The following is a 16356-nucleotide window of genomic DNA, read 5'->3' on the forward strand; positions in this document are numbered from 1 at the left end:
CAGCCGGGCTCTCGCGTCACCGGGCGTAGGCGAAATGCTCGCGCCGGCGCTCGATCGAGGAGGGAATCCGCAAGGACTCCCGGTACTTCGCCACGGTGCGCCGGGCGATGTCGATGCCCTCGTCGCGCAGCTTCTGGACCAGGGCGTCGTCGGAGAGCACGTCGCCGGGGGCCTCGCCGTCCACGAGCTGCTTGATGCGGTGGCGCACGGCTTCCGACGAATGGGCCGCGGTGCCCGCCGCCCCCGGGATCGCGGCGGTGAAGAAGTACTTCATCTCGAGGGTGCCGCGGCTGGTCCCGATCGACTTGTTCGAGGTCACCCGCGACACGGTCGATTCGTGCATGCCGATCGCCTCGGCGACCGTCTTGAGGTTGAGCGGGCGCAGGTGCGCCACCCCGTGCAGGAAGAACGCGTCCTGCTGGCGCACGATCTCGGAGGCGACCTTGAGGATGGTGCGGGCACGCTGCTCGAGACTGCGGGTGAGCCAGTTGGCGGTCTGCAGGCATTCGGACAGGAACGCCTTGTCCCCGTCCGCCTTCGCGCCGCGCGAGACCCGGGCGTAGTAGCTCTGGTTGACCAATACCCGGGGCAGCGCCTCGGCGTTCAGCTCCACCAGCCACGACCCGTCCGGGGCGGCCCGCACGAACACGTCGGGGATCAACACCTCCACCGCCCGCGAGCCGAAGGCGCGGCCGGGCTTGGGATCGAGGCGGCGCAATTCGGCCAGCATCTCGACGAGGTCCTCGTCGTCGACACCGCACAGGCGCCGCAGGCTCGCGAAGTCGCGCTTGGCCACGAGGTCGAGGCGCGAGACAAGGGCCTGCATCGCCGGGTCGAACCGATCCTTGTCGCGCAGCTGGATGCTCAGGCACTCGGCGAGATCGCGGGCGGCGATACCCGGCGGGTCGAAGGTCTGGATCAGCTTGAGGACGCGGGCGACCGTGTCGAGGCCGGTGCCGAGCCGCTCGGCGACCTCGTCGATCTCTTCGCGCAGGTAGCCCGCGTCGTCCACCGCGTCGATCAGGAAGCCGGCGACGAGGCGGTCCACCGGATCCTTCGTGGCGAGGTCGAGCTGCGCGACGAGGTGGTCGCGCAGGGACATCTCGGAGGTCAGCGTCGCCTCGAAGTCGGGGGCGTCGCCGTCGAAGCTGCCGCCGGTGTTGCCATAGGGCGCCGGGGTCAGGGAGAGCATGTCGCCCCCGGCGGGGGCTTCGCGCCCGAGGCTCGGGGCGTCGTCGGAGAACACGTTGTCGAGGCGGGTGTCGAGGTCGCTCTCGATCTGGGCCTGGCTGGCACCGAGCTCGGTGGCGATCCACGGCTCGGTCTCGCGGCCCTCGAACCCGTCGCCGCCGAACCCCTCCGCCGGCTCCGCACCGGGAGCCTCGGGCACCGCATCGGCGCCGCGCCGCTCCGGGTCGGCTTCGCCCTCGACACGCTCCAGCAGCGGGTTGCGTTCCAGCTCGGCGTCGACGTAGGCGGCCAGATCGAGCTGCGAGAGTTGAAGGAGCTTGATCGCCTGGAGAAGCTGTGGCGTCATCACCAGGGCCTGGCCCTGGCGCATTTCCAGCCGTTGCAGCAGACTCATGGCTTGGCCCCGAACCCCGTGAAGACCACGATCCGACAGGCCGCGTTAACCGCGTCCGGCTGCCGGCATCATTCTTGCTTCCTTTAGTCCGTGACAGGTCTAGCGCCATCGCGGCGGCAGGTCAAAGCACCTGTACGGGCATGGTGCCGAGCGATGGTCGCAAACGGTTTATGACTGTGGATGCGCAGCGCAGCGACCACCTGGGACGCGCCGGTGGGCCGACCGCGTGTCCGCCCGCCGCCCGGAGAGTGTGCAGCACGCCTCGTGAAGATCGCATCAGCCTACCGGGTGGCTTAAAGCCGGAAATCCTCGCCGAGATACAACCGCCGCGCGTCCTCGTTGGCGACGATCTCCTCGGGCGTTCCTTCGGTGAGGATGCGGCCGGAGTGGGCGATGTAGGCCCGGTCGATCAGGCCGAGGGTCTCGCGCACGTTGTGGTCGGTGATCAGGACGCCGATGCCGCGCTGCTTGAGATGCTTGACGAGGTCCTGGATGTCGCCGACCGCGATGGGGTCGATGCCGGCGAAGGGTTCGTCGAGGAGCATGAACGTCGGGGAGGAGGCCAGGGCGCGGGCGATCTCGCAGCGCCGCCGCTCGCCGCCGGAGAGGGCGATGGAGGGCGACTTGCGCAGGCGCGCGATGTCGAACTCCTCGAGGAGCGAATCGAGCTTGCGGTCGCGTTCCTTGCGGTCGGGCTCCACCATCTCGAGGACCGCGCGGATGTTGTCCTCGACGGAGAGGCCACGGAAGATCGAGGCCTCCTGCGGCAGGTAGCCGATGCCGAGGCGCGCGCGCTGATACATCGGCAGATGGGTGATCGGCAGGCCGTCGAGGCTGATCGAGCCGCGATCGGCCGAGACGAGCCCGGTGATCATGTAGAAGATCGTGGTCTTGCCGGCCCCGTTGGGGCCGAGCAGGCCCACGGCCTCGCCGTTGCGCACGGTGAGGCCGGCCTCGTGGACGACGGTGCGCGCGCCGTAGCTCTTGCGCAGGCCGCGCACCGAGAGGATGCCGGGGCCGCCGCCGTCCTCGGAGGGGCCGTCGGCCACGACCGCCTCGGCCCCGTGGTCGGAGTGCTTGCGGCGACCCAGCAGGCGGCCGAACAGGGAGGGACCGCGGGCGGCCGCGACCCGGCCCATGAGGCGGGAGGGCACCGCCTCGACGGAGGACGACGGCAGGGCCGCGCTCAATTCGCCTGGGCCCGGGGCTTGCCGGCCGCGGCCGGCGTCGCGCAGCCCTTGGCGCCCTTGGGGCCGTCTTCCCGCTGCGGCACGAACAGCGCCGAGACGCGACCGCCCGCCACCGGGTCCATGTTCGCGCGGCCGGTGGACATGTCGTAGACGAGGCGGGAGCCGCGGGTGACGTTCTGGCACTGGCTCAGCACGACGTTGCCGGTGAGCACGATGCGCTTGGCCTCCTGGTCGAACACCGCGCTGTCGCCGGTGGCGACCTGGTCCTTCTGCACCACCGTCACCGGCCCGGCGCATTCGACCCGCTGGATGCCGTTCTCGCCCATGGCGCCCGCGGGTTTCGGGGCCTCGCCCTCGGGCGATTCGGCCTTCTCGCCCTTCTCCTTGCCGCGCTTGTAGCGCACGGTCATGGTCGAGCAGCGGATGGTGCTGTCACCCTGTACCGCCACCACGTTGCCGGCGAACACCGCCTTGTTCTCGCGGTCGAACACGTCGAGGCGGTCGGCGTCGATCTTGATCGGCTCCTTGCCGCCGCCGAGCGCACCGACGGCACCGCCGCGATCCTTGTCCTTCTTGGGCTGGGCCGCCGTCGCGGACGCAGCGGGAGCGGCCGCCTGCGCCAGGACCGCGCCGACCGAGAGGAATACGAGCACGGCCCCAAGGGGGAGCGCGGCCGCGATCGCGCGTCCCGTCGCCCGCGTCATGGCCGCGCTCCGTCGGCCGGCGCGACGGCCTCCGTCGTGCGGATGCGCAGGCCCGCGGCATCGGCCTTGCGCGGCGCTTCGGCGGCATGGAACTCGGTGCGGACGTTGCCGACGAACGAGATCACCCGGCCGTTGTCGACCACGTCGAGGCTGTCGGCCACCACCGACCCACTCGGGACCGTCACCGTCACGGTCTCGTGCGAGGCGATGCTGCCGGTCTTGAAGTCGACCGCCGCGGACTTCAGCCGGACCTCCTCGCCCTTGTCCGTCCAGAGGCGGATGTCCCGGTCGAGGGTGAGGGATTCCTTGGCGGTGTCGAACAGGCCGGTGGCGGCCTCGATATGGGCGAGTCCGCCCTTGTCGTCGGTGTCGAGGCGGCCCTTCATGACCTGAAGCTCGATGAGGGTCGGCTTGCGCACGTCCTGCAGGGCGGCGTCGGCGGTGACCTCGTAGCCGCGCGTGCCCTTGCGATAGCCGGACAGCCGCGGGCTCTCCATCTTGACCTTCGTGCCCGAGAGGCTGACCGGGCCGATGGTCACCCCCGGCGCGATATGGCCGAAGGGATTGAACAGGGTGACGGCGGCGAGCGAGCCCAGCGACAGGATCGCCGCGGCCGGGATCAGCACGCGCAGGCGGCGCACGCGGGCGCTGTGGTTGCGCGCACGGGCATGGGCGCGGGTACGCGAGGCGTTGCCGCCAGCCCCCGTCAGCCCCGTCGTCCCGATGGCCTCGAGCCCCTGCATGGATGTCCTGAGAAAACCGGCGCGGATGCCCCCCGCGATACCGGGCGGGTCCCGGCCGGCCGCGGATGCGCGCGGCCCATGGCGAAGTTATGACCTCCTCGTTGAGGAATGATCAATGGCCGGCGCCGGCAGGAGCGCGAGGGCCGCACTCGATGTGCGGCGGCGCACCCGATCAAAGGTCCGACTACGCAGGTCCCGTCATGTATGCGCGAAGATGTCGGTCTCCGGCCAGCCGGCGAGGTCGAGGCGCGCGCGGGTCGGCAGGAAGGCGAAGCAGTGGCGCGCCAGCTCGGTCCGTCCCTCGCGGGCCAGCATGGCGTCGAGCCGCGCGCGGGCGGCGTGGAGGTAGAGCACGTCGGAGGCCGCGTAATCGACCTGCGCCTGGCTCAGGGTCTCCGCGCCCCAATCGGAGGATTGCTGCTGCTTGGAGAGATCGACGCCGACGAGTTCGCGGACGACGTCCTTGAGACCGTGACGGTCGGTGTAGGTGCGGGCGAGCTTCGAGGCGATCTTGGTGCAATAGACGGGGGCGGGCATCACGCCGAGCGCCTGGAACAGGACCGCGAGATCGAACCGCCCGAAGTGGAAGATCTTCAGGACGTCGGGGTCGGCGAGCACGCCCGCGAGCACGACCGGGGCCGGACCGCCCGGCACAATCTGGACCACGTCGGCCTCGCCGTCGCCGCGGGAGACCTGCACGACGCAGAGCCGGTCCCGCTGCGGGTTGAGGCCCAGGGTCTCGGTATCGATGGCGATGGAGGGGCCCGGCCGATAGCCGGAGGGCAGGTCGCCGCGGTGGAGGCGGGTGATCGGCGGAGGCGGCATCGGGAGGGGTCTGACCTCGGTTCCGGCCGGCGGCTGCAGCCATGGGCGCGCCTAACATCCCACCGGGGGGCGGACAAGACCGGCTCGTCCGCCCGAACCGCGTCACTTCTGCTTGGCGATGACCTTGTCCTTGATGCCGGCATAGACGCTCTCGGAAAGGATCTTCTTGGAGACCAGCTCGTCCTTGCCCTTGTAGGGGCGGCCCTTGACGATCGCCTCGGAACGGGCGGCGCCGATGCCGGGCAGCGCGTCGAGTTCGGCGGCGGTGGCGCTGTTGAGGTTGATCAGGGCGTGCTTGCCCGCATCTTGCTTGCCTGCATCTTGCTTGGCGACCTCGGGTGCGACGGGCGCCTTCGGCGGGGCGACGGGGGCCACCGTCGGTGCGGTCGGGGCCGGCGCGGAGGGGGTCTGCGACTGCGCCAGGGCGGGGGCCGCCACGAGGCATGACAGGACGGTGAGGGTACGCAGAAGCGAGGACGTCATGGGGTTTCTCCCGAAGCGACGACGCAAGCGCGCTGCCGCGCCGTCCGTGGACGATAAGGGATCCCCGCGGTTGAACCGTCGCTTAACGCCGGCAATGGCTGCGGTTGAGCGAACAGACGGCGGACGGCCACCGACCGAACGGCCGGGCCTAGCCAGCGGCCCCGTGCCACGCTATAGGCTGCCGACGAATCTTCTTTCGAAGACGGTGCTGCGGCTTTTCTCTCCCGGAGGGGAAGGCGCCCGGGCACCCTTTTGCCGTAGCAGGACCCGATCATGGCCGTTCCGAAGCGTAAAACCTCTCCCTCGCGGCGCGGCATGCGCCGGTCCGCCGACGCCCTCAAGGCCCCGACCTACGTCGAGGACAAGGACTCGGGCGAGCTGCGCCGTCCGCACCACATCGACCTGAAGACCGGCATGTACCGGGGCCGTCAGGTCCTCAAGGTGAAGTCGGCCGAGGCCTGAGGCGCGAAACGCCCGTCGCGCCACTGCGACGGGTTTCGGTTGCCGTTCGTTATCGTGAAAGCCGCATCCGCGCCGCTTCGGCGTAGCAGGATGCGGCTTTTTGCGTTCTGTCTCCCCGCGACGGCCTGAGGCCCGGGTCGGCGCTGACGATGAGCTGGGCGAGGAAGCCCGCGAGCGGCCGGCCGCGCGGCGGCCGCTGTGCCGCGCTCGACCCACCCTGGACGACCAGGGCGCCGGTTCGTGCCGGTTCGGAACGTCGATCTGTCTCAGGCTGCCACATCGCATCCGCCTTCCGCGTGAATGCGGTGGGATGCGCAAGGCTTGGGCCGCCGTTAACCTTTCGTCAACCTTTCGCGCGGACGGCCTCGCCGCGCGAGCCGCCGGACCGGGCGACGACCCTACTTCTTGGCAAGGTCTTCCAGGCGCGACTGCATCTCGGCCATCTGCCGCTTGAGATCGTCGAGGTCGCTGGCCTGGGCGGGCGTTGCCGCCTGGACGGCGGGCACCTGGGCCCCGGACACCTGGCCCCCGGACACCTGGGCGGCGCCGCCGGGCAGCTTGTTCATCCCCGAGAGCGGGCCGGTGCCGAAGGCCGTGAACATCTTCATGGCATCGCCGAAGAAGCTCATATTGGCCCGCACCTGCTCTTCCATGGCGTTCTGGAACACGCTCGGGGCGAAGCTCTGGGTCATCTTCTCGCGCAGGCCCTGCTTGTCGCTGGCGAAGTTCGCCATCGAGAACTCCAGGAAGCTCGGCACCATGGTGCGCATGCTGTCGCCGTAGAAGCGGATGAGCTGGCGCAGGAACGCCACGGGCAGGAGGTTGTCCTCGCCGGCCTTGTTCTCCTGCTCGAAGATGATCTGCGTCAGCACCGAGCGCGTGATGTCGTCGCCGCTGCGGGCGTCGTAGACGAGGAAGTCCTCGCCCCCCTGCACCATCCCCGCAAGGTCTTCGAGGGTCACATAGGTCGAGGTGCCGGTGTGGTAGAGACGCCGGTTGGCGTATTTCTTGATGACCGTGTGATGGGCCTTGCCGTTTTCCGCCATCTGCGGTCTCTCCCGACGCAATCTCTCCCCGGCCCGGTCGCGGGTGACCGGCATGGATGCGTGTCCTGTCCGAGACCTTAAGGCTTTCGTGTGGCGACGAAAACAGCAATTTGTCGCCCATCCCCGCAGAATAGTGCCGAACGCGAAAGCGGCCGCCTCAGAACCGGGTGGTTAGGGCGGTCAGCCAATCCGGCGAGGCGGCCACGAGGGCGGCCTCGAGGCGCTTGTCGAGGCCGAGCAGGATGGCGCCGGCCGTGACCGCGAGGACGAGGCCGAGGGCGGCCTTGAGCCCCCTGCCCGCCGCCATCATCCGGTTGCGCCAGGCCATCATCACCTCGCGCGAGATGAGGCCGAGCAGGAGGAGCGGCACGGCCGCCCCCAGTCCGAACGACAGCATGGTGAGGGCGACGAGGCCGAGGTCCCGCCCCTGCGCCGCCAGCAGCGAGGCGGCGCCGAGCGTCGGGCCGACGCAGGGGCTCCAGACGGCACCGAGCAGCAGCCCGACGCCGAACTGTCCCGACAGGCCCGTCGTCGAGAGGCCGCCGAAGCGGGCCTGCGCACGGTCGCTCACCGGCCCGGCCGCCACCGCGAGCCGGGTCTGGGCGGCGGGCACCATCAGCACCAGCCCGACGAGGAGCATCAGCACCGCCGCGACGGTGCGGAAGACGTCCGTGTCGAGGCCGAGGGAAAAGCCGACCAGCGCGACGAACAGCCCGATCCCCGTGAAGGTCACGGCGAGACCGGCCGCGAGTGCCACGGGGCCGTAGCGATGCTCGGTGGCCGCCGCCCCCAGCACGAGCGGCAGCAGCGGCAGCACGCAGGGCGAGAGGATGGAGAGGCAGCCGGCGAGGAAGGCGAGACCGAGGGTGCCCATGGCAGCGTCGGCCCTAAACAGGCACGCGTGGGTCGCCCCACGAATGCCTGTTTAGATCTCCTTGATAGGGCATCATTTTCTCCTGCGAACCGCAGACCATTTCGCAGAGTGATGCTTAGAGGACCTTCTCCAGCAGGCCCTCGATCCATTCGGGCTGGGTCTCGCCCACGGAGCGGCCGGTCTCCGTCGCGCCCTTGAAGACGATCAGGGTGCTCTGCATGCGCGCGTCGAAGCGGCGCAACACGTCCTTCTGGCTGTCGAAGTCGACGTCGAAGATCCGCAGGTCCTTGAAGCGCGGATCGCGGCCGAGCTTGGCCAGGACGGCCTTCTGCGACCGGCAGATCGGGCACCACGGCGCGCTCACCTCCACGAGGATCGGCTTGCCGGCCGCCTGGGCGGCGGCGAAGGCCTCGGGCGTGAAGCGCACGCTTTCGGCGGCAAAAGCCGGCCCGCCCGGGAGGGCGGAAAGAAGGGCAAGGGCGAGGAGCGAGCGGCGCAGCATCGGGAACGGCCTTGTCATGACGAGGGCGGGGGCCCGTGAAACGGTGGTTCCGGGCGGTCGGCGGGCCCGCCGGCCAGCCAGTCTCCGGCATCGCGGCAAGTCACCTCGCTGGACCGTTCGCGGCGGCTCACGGTAAGTTACATACGCCCTGGCGCCGCATCCGTCTGCGACCGGGGCCGGCGTCTCCCGTCACGGCTGCGTGCGTGGCCGCACCTGCGGGTTCCCGCGCCATCGCCCGGAAACATCCGGGCAATACGGACCGGCCATCGTTTCCCGACTGCAACGGCCGAGCCCGGAACGAGCCATGACCATGACGCCTCTCCTTCAACGCCTGGGATTCGTCCTGATCGGCGTCGGCCTGGTGATGGGGCCGATCGCCGACCCGCTGCATGTGGCCGTCGCCCACGGGACCGCGGTCCTGCTGTTGGGTGCGGCCAGCCTGTCGGGCCTGATCGTCGCCGGCCGCACGCGCCGGGTCGCGACAGCGGCGGGATCGCCGGCCCGACGCTGAAACCGGCACCTCATCCCATTTCCGGGTGATCACTTCGTGATGCGGAAATGGGCTTCGCTCAGGCGCCGCGCGGGCTCGGTGATAGGGTTCCCGCTTGATTCAAGCAGAAACCCTATCAGGCCGCACCGTCGCCGAATGGCACACGGAAGCGGGACGGCGGCCGGCTCACGAAGCGCGAGCCTTCGGCGAGGAACCGCCACGGTCGATCCACCGCCCGGCTGATGCCGATGCGCCGGTCGGCGACCACCGGGACCGGCGTCGGGGACCCGAGCAGGCGAAAACCGTCGTCGTCGAGGGGGCGGGCGTCGAAGGCACCGGTGATGCCGAGGGCCTGGGTCAGGCGGCCCGGTCCGGCGCAGAGCAGGCGCGGGGCCGACAGGCCGCGCCGGGCCTCCATCGCCGCGATGCCGGCGCGCGGCTCGAGGGCCCGGATCAGGACCGCGCTGCCCGGCTCGCACACGAGGTTCAGGCACCAATGCAGGCCGTAGGAGCGGTAGACGTAGGCGTGGCCCGGCGGGCCGAACATCGCGGCGTTGCGCCGGGTCTGCCCGTTGACGCTGTGCGAGGCGGGATCGGTGCGGTCGTAGGCCTCGGTCTCGACGACGATGCCGCCCACCCCCTCCACCGACAGCAGGCAGCCGACGAGATCGGCGGCGACCGTGACGACGGGCCGGTCGAAGAAGGCCGGCCCGAGGGGTGCGATCACGGACCCTTGGCGCCGGCGGCCCTGGCGCGGGCGATGCCCTCGGGCCCGAGTTCCAGGGCGAGCCGCACCGCATCCTCGACGAAGGCCCGCGGCGTCACCCCGGCGAGCTTGCAGCGCCGGGAGATCTCCAGACCGAGCCCTGCGTCGATGGCCACCGGCGTCGTGCGCGGCTCACGCGGGGGCGCCGCCTCGGCCGGCGCGGCAGCGGTGGGCAACACCGGCGCCAGCGGTTCGACGGCGAGGCCCAGGGCCTCGCGCCGGCCCCGGGTGGCGAGGCGGTCGGCACGCTCGTTTCCGTCCTCGCCGGCATGGCCGCGCACCCAGGTCCAGCGCACGTCGCGCCTGGCCGCCAGCGCATCGAGCTGCTGCATCAGGTCGATGTTCTTGACCGGCCCGGTGGCGGTGCGCCAGCCGCGGGCCTTCCAGCCCTTCATCCACTCGGTGACGGATTTGACGACGTACTGGCTGTCGCAGCGCATCTCGATCGCGGCACCCTCGGGGAAGTGCTCCAGGGCCCGGATCGCGGCGGTGAGCTCCATGCGGTTGTTGGTGGTGCCGCGTTCGCCGCCGCACAGTTCCACCGGGCCCTCCGGGCCGGCGATGACGACGCCCCAGCCGCCGGGGCCGGGGTTGGGATCGCAGCCGCCGTCGGCATAGACGATGGTTCGCATGGGTAAGACATCGACCTGTTGGGCGCTTCGCGTCGGCGCGGGGCGTCGCCCTTAGCACGGACGGACGAGCGCGACAGGCCGTCGTTCCCGCCGCGTCCGGTCAGGCAGCCGGTTCGATCTCGTAGCGGATCGGCTTGAAGGCGTAATTGTTCGACTGCAGCGCCGAGCATGCGGTGAGGCCGATGACGAGGTCGGTCTCGGCCAGGAACGTCACGCTGTCGCCCGCGCGGCTCAAGGGCGCCTCGACGCGCAGGGCCCCGGTCGTCCCGTCGACGATGACGTTCATGAACACGTTGAAGGCCACCGGGATGCGGTCGGGCGCGATGCCGTAGGGTGCGAGCGCCGCCGCGAGGTTGCCGAAGCAGCCGCGATGGGGCGCCTCGTCGCCGTAGATGATCCGGAAGGTGTCGGCCGAGCACGGCGTCAGCAGGAAGTCGTGGCGCCCGACGGTGTCCTCGACGATGCGCAGGAGCACGGTCGAGCGGTTGGAGTAGATCGGGTCGCCGGTGGTCAGGTAGATGCGGCTGGCGTAGTCGAGGGTGCGCCCGGAGGAGATCACCTCGTCGAGGTCGGCGCGGGCGAAGGCCAGCAGGTCGGCGACCTGCTCGCCCTCCGGGTCGATCACCCGCAGCCGGTCGCCCTTGCCGAGGGTGAAGGCGGTGCCGGAGCGGGGCGGGATCTCGCCGCGGACGGTTTCACGCGGCATCTCGCCCCCCCTTGGCACGCTCGTCGGCCCCGGACGTGGCCCGACCCGAGATATCTCTGCCCTTGAACGGGCACGCCCAATCCTCGCCCACCGCGCGCCCGCTGTACTGCCGGGCCTCCGAGGCCTCGCCGTGGCGGGCGATCATCGGGTTCATCGAGCCGGCGAGAGCCACGTCCCGCGACAGGATCGAGGAGCGCAGTGTCTCGTAGCGGCCCTCCTGGCGCAGCTGCTCGAACTGGGCGCGCAGGTTGAAGACGATGACCGGCCGGGAGAACCGCCGGGCCGGGCGGCTGGCGCCCGGATGCAGGCCGACGAGGAAGACCGCCTCGCCGCCGAAGGAGAGCGAGAAATGCGGGTTCTCGGGGTCGGGATCGACGCTGGCGTCGTAGCGCTGCCCGAGGAAGCCGTCCTTGTCGGAGAGCGATTGGGCGCGGGCCCAGAGATGCCGCTCGAACGCCTCCTCGGAGGTCGCGTCGGGCCCCTCGAAGATCACCGCGAAACTCTGGAACAGGTCCGGTCGCGCCCGGTACCGGCAGATGAAGGCGAGAAGGGCGGGGTAGATCCGCATGTCGTCCCAGCCGGAGGCGATGTCCCGGGCCACGAGGATCCGCAACTGCCCCCGCGCGATCGCCGATTTGGCACCGACGCAGGGAAAATCCGGCGCCTTGATGAACGCCCGCAATTCGACCGCGAGGGGATGCTCGCCGTCGTTGGTGGGGATCGTCATCGCGGACGTTGGCAGAACGCAGGAACGCAGGTGGTCCATGGTGGAACGGGTCGCTCGTCGTTGGCTGTCGGGAGTCGCCAACCGGGGGAGGCGAGCGATGTTCCGACGCCGCGTCGGTGCGGCACAGGCCGGGTAGGCCATGGCAGGACCGCTCAGATATAAGCCGAGGCGAGCGCCGGCGATCGGCCCAGCGCGTGGGCGATGACCTCCAGGGACTGGGCGATCTCGTCCCGCCCGGCGATGCCGCCGAGGCAGATCCGCACCGCCTCGGGCGGCGGCCCCAGCGCCGTGAAGGCGTCGCTCGTCACGGTGCCGAGGCCGGCGGACCGGGCCTGGCTGGCGAAGGCCGAGCGCGTCCAGCCCTCGGGCAGCGACAGCCAGAGATGGAAGCCCTCGGGATCGGCGGTGACGCCCTCCCGCGGCAGGATGGCGGCGGCGATGGCCTGGCGGGCCCGGGATTCGGCCCGCACGAACGCCAGGACGGCGGCGGCCGTCCCGTCCTCGATCCAGCGGGTGGCGAGCGCCGCGGTGATCGGCGAGGCCATCACCGTCGCGGCGCGCAGGGCGGCGGTGAGCGGCAGGGCGGCCCGGGCGCTCGGGGCCAGGACGTAGGCGAGGCGCAGGCCGGCCCCGAGGCACTTCGAGAGGCCGGCCACATGGTAGGTGATCTCGGGGGCCAGCGCGTAGAAGCTCGGCGGCGGCGCCTCCGGCACGAAGCCGTAGGCGTCGTCCTCGACGATGGCGACGTCGTAGCGCCGGGCCACGGTCACGATCGCCTCCCGCCGCTCGCGGGTGATCGTGCGCGTCGTCGGGTTCTGCAGGATCGGGTTGAGGTAGAGCGCCTTGGGGGCGAGCCGGGTGCAGACCGCCGCGAAGGCATCCGCGTCGATGCCGTGCGCATCCATCGGCAGGCCGGCGACCTTGAGGCCCTGGTGGGCGGCCAGCGCCCGCAGGCCGGGGTAGGTGAGCGCCTCGGCGCAGATGGTGTCGCCGGGCCTGGCGACGAGGCCGAGGATCGCGGCGAGCGCCGCATGCGCGCCGGGGCAGAGCAGCAGCCGGTCGCGCGGCGCGACCATGCCGCGCTGGGCGAGCCAGGCCGCGGCGGCCTCCTTGTCCTCGAGGGTGCCGCCGAACCCCTGGTACCGCAGCAGGTTGGGCAGGTCGTGCGAGACCGCCTCCAGCCCCGCCTGCATCCGCGCGAGCAGGGCCGGGTCGTCGGGCTCGGGCGGCAGGTTCATCGTGAAGTCGACGGGGCCGAGGCGGCGCTGGCTCGCCTCCCGCCTTTGGCTCGGCGCGGCGGCGGGCCCGCGCACGAAGGTGCCCTGGCCGACCCGCGACTCGACGAGGCCGCGGCGCTGCGCCTCGACGTAGCCGCGCGCCACGGTGGTGAAGTTGAGGCCGAGACGCTGGGCCAGCACCCGTTGGGGCGGCAGGCGCCGGCCCGCCGCGAGCCGCCCGGTGCGGACGTCGTCGGCGATGGCCTCGACGAGGGCGAGATAATGCGGCTTGCCCCAGGGGCGCAGATCGGGCGTCCACGCTCCGGCGGCGGCTCCGGTGTCGGGTCGTGCGGTCCTGGTCATCCTGCTCGGTCCGGTCATCATGCAATCAATCGTACATTGACCGGATCGCAATCGCCGTGCCGGCATGTCGACCCCATGGAACGACGACCGAACCGTTCGATTCATACAAGTATATCCGATGACAATCTCCGTGACAGTGCCACGCGATGCAGCAGACGCCGTGTCGTTGTGCATCGCTGCCGAATCCGCGATCACGCCGCGTCCTCCGATATTGACCGGCCGATTGACCGCATTTCCCAAGGCACCATCGCCCGGACGCGACGACCGCGGCGGCTGGCACACGCCTTGCCAATCCCGGTGACGCCGCCGACTCGGCCGATGTCGCGGTCAAGACTGGTCTTCCGGGAGTGGAACCGATGCCCGCCGTCAGCGCCGAACACCACAAGAAGGGCGATTACTTCGTCGACTACGAGGAGAAGGTCTTCGAGGACGTGAAGGCCGAGCCGGGCCAGAAGGCGCTGGTGACCTTCCACACCGTCGCCTTCGAGGGCTCGATCGGCTTCGTGAACCTGCTCCAGGCGACCCGCCTGCTGCGCAAGGGCTTCGAGACCTCGGTTCTCCTCTACGGCCCCGGCGTGACGCTGGGCATCCAGCGCGGTTTCCCGACGCTGGGCGACGAGGCCTTCCCCGGCCACATGAACATGAACAACCAGATCGCCAAGTTCATCGCGGAGGGGGGCAAGGTCTACGCCTGCCGTTTCGCGCTCCAGGCCCTCTACGGCCACGGCGAGCCCTCGCTGATCGAGGGCATCCGCCCGATCGCCCCCACCGACGTCCTCGACCTCGTCCTGCTGCACAAGCGCGACAACGCGGTGGTGATCGACACCTGGACGGTCTGACGCCCGACCGAACCCTCCCCCGCAAAAAGGGGGAGGGACAGGCGCACCACGGAGCTCAATGCCGAGGACCCCACCCATGTCCGAACAACGCATCGTGCGGGCGGCGGCGGTCCAGATCGCCCCCGACCTCGACGATCCGGCCGCGACCCTGGACCGGGTGCTCGCGGCGATCGACGAGGCGGCGGGCAAGGGCGCGCGGTTCATCGTGTTCCCCGAGACCTTCGTGCCGTACTACCCGTACTTCTCGTTCATCGCTCCGCCGGCGGCGCAGGGGCCGGCGCACCTCAGGCTCTACGAGGGCGCGGTGACGGTGCCCGGCCCGGTGACGCAGGCGGTGTCGGCCGCGGCGCGCAAAGCCGGTGCGGTGATCGTGCTCGGGGTGAACGAGCGCGACCACGGCTCCCTCTACAACGCCCAGCTCGTCTTCGACGCCGACGGCGCGCTGCTGCTGAAACGCCGAAAGATCACGCCGACCTACCACGAGCGGATGGTCTGGGGTCAGGGCGACGGGGCCGGGCTGACCGTCGTGGAGACGGCGGTGGGCCGCGTCGGGGCGCTGGCCTGCTGGGAGCACTACAACCCGCTCGCCCGCTACGCGCTGATGGCCCAGCACGAGGAGATCCACGCGGCGCAATTTCCCGGATCGATGGTCGGCCAAGTCTTCGCCGACCAGATGGAGGTGACGATCCGTCACCACGCGCTGGAAGCCGGCGCCTTCGTCGTCAACGCCACCGGCTGGCTCAGGGACGACCAGATCGCCGCGATCTGCCCGGACGAAACCCTGCGCGGGGCGCTGCGGGGGGGCAACTGCACCGCCATCGTCTCGCCCGAGGGGCGGCACCTGGCGCCGCCCATGATGCAGGGCGAGGGCATCCTGATCGCCGACATGGACATGGCGCTGGTGACCAAGCGCAAGCGGATGATGGATTCGGTCGGGCACTACGCCCGCCCCGAACTGCTGAGCCTCAACCACGACGCCCGCCCCGCCCGCACCGTCGTCACCACCCGCGACGCGCCCCCTCACGACCGGAGCCAGACCCATGAGCGACAGCCCGCTGCTGACCACTCCGGCCATCCCGGCCGTCACCCGGGGCCTGCCCCATCCGGGCATGCCGACGGAGCGCCTGATCAACGCCTTGCAGTCGTTCGGGGTCAGGCTGGCTGACACCCGCCACGGCGCCGAGAGCCGGCGCGGCGGCGCGGGGCCGAGCGACCACAAGGCGCTGACCATCGCCGGCCGCACCGTGATGGTGCCGGTCCATACCGCCGGAGCCTTCGGATCACCCTACCTGGTGCGCCGGCCGGACGCCGACGGGTCGAGCGCGATCGAGCACGACGGCGAGGTGATCGGCCGGGTAAGCTTTCCCGGCAAGCCGCGCTTCCATGCGCTGCAGACCCTCGACGGCGTGCCCTATTCGCAGATCGCGGTGCTGCACGGGCGCGACGTGCTCGCCACCACCGTGCTGCAGACCTGCATCCGCTACGCCAGCCGCACCAAGACCTGCCGGTTCTGCGCCATCGGCCAGTCGCTGGCAGCCGGCCGCACCGTCGCCCGCAAGAGCCCGCAGCAACTGGCGGAGGTCGCCCGCGCCGCCGTGCTGCTCGACGGCGTCAAACACATGGTCATGACCACGGGCACGCCCAACGCCACCGACCGCGGCGCGGAGGTGCTCTGCGAGAGCGCCTTCGCCGTGAAGGCCGCCGTCGACCTGCCGATCCAGGCGCAATGCGAGCCCCCCGACGACGACCGCTGGTTCGAGCGGATGAAGGCCTCGGGCATCGATACCCTCGGCATGCACCTCGAAGCGGTGACGCCGGAGGTGCGCGCCCGCATCATGCCCGGCAAGGCCGACGTCCCGCTCGAACGCTACGACGAGGCCTTCGCCGCCGCCGTGCCGGTGTTCGGCCGCGGCCAGGTCTCCACCTACATCCTGGCCGGTCTCGGCGACACCCGCGAGGCGGTTCTCGCCATGGCCGAGCGGCTGATCGCCATGGGCGTCTACCCCTTCGTGGTGCCGTTCGTGCCGATCTCGGGAACCCCGCTGGAGAGCCACCCCGCCCCCTCGCCGGCGTTCATGCACGACATCCTGCAGCCGCTCTCGCGGATGTTGGCGGCGGCCGGCCTGCGCTCCACCGACATCAAGGCCGGCTGCGGCCGCTGCGGCGCCTGCTCGGCGCTCTCGGCCTACGAGCGGTGAGCGC

19 protein-coding genes are annotated in these 16356 nt (G+C 70.9%); 5 read left to right on the top strand and 14 right to left on the bottom strand.

Going from position 1 to position 16356, the window contains the following annotated elements:
* Positions 1-16: 16 nt before the first annotated feature.
* The 6 genes from rpoN to ASG40_RS00910 form a co-directional block, all read right to left on the bottom strand.
* Complete coding sequence (gene rpoN, locus ASG40_RS00885; protein WP_082523837.1) at positions 17-1585, bottom strand: RNA polymerase factor sigma-54; 1569 nt, start codon at positions 1583-1585, stop codon at positions 17-19.
* Between the two features lie 293 nt (positions 1586-1878).
* Positions 1879-2724: an LPS export ABC transporter ATP-binding protein gene (gene lptB, locus ASG40_RS00890; RefSeq protein WP_055881029.1), complete on the bottom strand. Its 846-nt coding sequence runs from the start codon at positions 2722-2724 to the stop codon at positions 1879-1881.
* 47 nt (positions 2725-2771) lie between these two features.
* Positions 2772-3479 (bottom strand): LptA/OstA family protein, encoded by a 708-nt coding sequence (locus ASG40_RS00895; RefSeq protein ID WP_055879052.1) that lies wholly within the window; start codon positions 3477-3479, stop codon positions 2772-2774.
* Positions 3476-4222: a hypothetical protein gene (locus tag ASG40_RS00900; RefSeq protein WP_055879055.1), complete on the bottom strand. Its 747-nt coding sequence runs from the start codon at positions 4220-4222 to the stop codon at positions 3476-3478. The genes ASG40_RS00895 and ASG40_RS00900 overlap by 4 nt, the downstream gene beginning before the upstream one ends.
* Positions 4223-4420: 198 nt before the next feature.
* Positions 4421-5047, bottom strand: coding sequence for a ribonuclease D (locus ASG40_RS00905; RefSeq protein WP_055879058.1), 627 nt, complete (start codon positions 5045-5047; stop codon positions 4421-4423).
* Positions 5048-5149: 102 nt separating this feature from the next.
* Positions 5150-5530, bottom strand: coding sequence for a ComEA family DNA-binding protein (locus ASG40_RS00910; RefSeq protein WP_055879061.1), 381 nt, complete (start codon positions 5528-5530; stop codon positions 5150-5152).
* 273 nt (positions 5531-5803) lie between these two features.
* Between ASG40_RS00910 and rpmF the strand changes: the two genes are divergently transcribed.
* Positions 5804-5992: a 50S ribosomal protein L32 gene (rpmF, locus tag ASG40_RS00915; RefSeq protein WP_003601373.1), complete on the top strand. Its 189-nt coding sequence runs from the start codon at positions 5804-5806 to the stop codon at positions 5990-5992.
* A gap of 398 nt (positions 5993-6390) precedes the next feature.
* Here the strand turns inward: rpmF and phaR are convergent, their stop codons facing one another.
* The 3 genes from phaR to ASG40_RS00930 all read right to left on the bottom strand — a co-directional run bounded on the left by phaR (position 6391) and on the right by ASG40_RS00930 (position 8432).
* Entirely contained in the window at positions 6391-7038 is a 648-nt protein-coding gene (gene phaR / locus ASG40_RS00920) for a polyhydroxyalkanoate synthesis repressor PhaR (RefSeq protein ID WP_055879064.1), read from the bottom strand.
* A gap of 157 nt (positions 7039-7195) precedes the next feature.
* Positions 7196-7912 carry a cytochrome c biogenesis CcdA family protein gene (locus tag ASG40_RS00925; protein WP_055879067.1) on the bottom strand — a complete coding sequence of 239 codons (717 nt, stop codon included), beginning with the start codon at positions 7910-7912 and terminating at the stop codon, positions 7196-7198.
* Between the two features lie 115 nt (positions 7913-8027).
* Positions 8028-8432, bottom strand: a complete 405-nt coding sequence (locus ASG40_RS00930; RefSeq protein ID WP_244472223.1) for a thioredoxin family protein — start codon at positions 8430-8432, stop codon at positions 8028-8030.
* A 292-nt stretch (positions 8433-8724) separates the two neighbouring features.
* On the opposite strand from ASG40_RS00930, the gene ASG40_RS00935 reads away from it, so the two are divergent.
* A complete protein-coding gene (locus ASG40_RS00935; RefSeq protein ID WP_156648254.1) occupies positions 8725-8925 on the top strand; it encodes a hypothetical protein in 201 nt (66 codons plus the stop codon).
* Positions 8926-9040: 115 nt separating this feature from the next.
* Here the strand turns inward: ASG40_RS00935 and ASG40_RS00940 are convergent, their stop codons facing one another.
* The 5 genes from ASG40_RS00940 to ASG40_RS00960 form a co-directional block, all read right to left on the bottom strand.
* Entirely contained in the window at positions 9041-9631 is a 591-nt protein-coding gene (locus ASG40_RS00940) for a DNA-3-methyladenine glycosylase (protein ID WP_055879073.1), read from the bottom strand.
* The gene (gene rnhA / locus ASG40_RS00945; protein ID WP_055879076.1) at positions 9628-10302 is read right to left on the bottom strand and encodes a ribonuclease HI; all 675 of its coding nucleotides are present in this window, start codon (positions 10300-10302) and stop codon (positions 9628-9630) included. Before rnhA ends, ASG40_RS00940 begins: the two co-directional genes overlap by 4 nt.
* A 100-nt stretch (positions 10303-10402) precedes the next feature.
* On the bottom strand, positions 10403-11008 hold the full coding sequence (locus tag ASG40_RS00950) for a DUF1989 domain-containing protein (RefSeq protein WP_055879078.1): 606 nt from the start codon (positions 11006-11008) through the stop codon (positions 10403-10405).
* A complete protein-coding gene (gene gntA / locus ASG40_RS00955; protein WP_055879081.1) occupies positions 10998-11735 on the bottom strand; it encodes a guanitoxin biosynthesis heme-dependent pre-guanitoxin N-hydroxylase GntA in 738 nt (245 codons plus the stop codon). The genes ASG40_RS00950 and gntA overlap by 11 nt, the downstream gene beginning before the upstream one ends.
* Positions 11736-11887: 152 nt before the next feature.
* Entirely contained in the window at positions 11888-13315 is a 1428-nt protein-coding gene (locus tag ASG40_RS00960; protein ID WP_156387494.1) for an aminotransferase-like domain-containing protein, read from the bottom strand.
* 356 nt (positions 13316-13671) lie between these two features.
* On the opposite strand from ASG40_RS00960, the gene ASG40_RS00965 reads away from it, so the two are divergent.
* The 3 genes from ASG40_RS00965 to ASG40_RS00975 all read left to right on the top strand — a co-directional run bounded on the left by ASG40_RS00965 (position 13672) and on the right by ASG40_RS00975 (position 16352).
* A complete protein-coding gene (locus ASG40_RS00965) occupies positions 13672-14154 on the top strand; it encodes an MSMEG_0572/Sll0783 family nitrogen starvation response protein (protein ID WP_055881039.1) in 483 nt (160 codons plus the stop codon).
* Positions 14155-14230: 76 nt separating this feature from the next.
* Positions 14231-15319: a Nit6803 family nitrilase gene (locus tag ASG40_RS00970; RefSeq protein WP_055879085.1), complete on the top strand. Its 1089-nt coding sequence runs from the start codon at positions 14231-14233 to the stop codon at positions 15317-15319.
* Positions 15264-16352, top strand: coding sequence for an MSMEG_0568 family radical SAM protein (locus ASG40_RS00975; RefSeq protein ID WP_055881042.1), 1089 nt, complete (start codon positions 15264-15266; stop codon positions 16350-16352). Before ASG40_RS00970 ends, ASG40_RS00975 begins: the two co-directional genes overlap by 56 nt.
* The last annotated feature ends 4 nt before the right edge of the window (positions 16353-16356 follow it).

Source organism: Methylobacterium sp. Leaf399 (assembly GCF_001424525.1).
Lineage (GTDB): Bacteria > Pseudomonadota > Alphaproteobacteria > Rhizobiales > Beijerinckiaceae > Methylobacterium.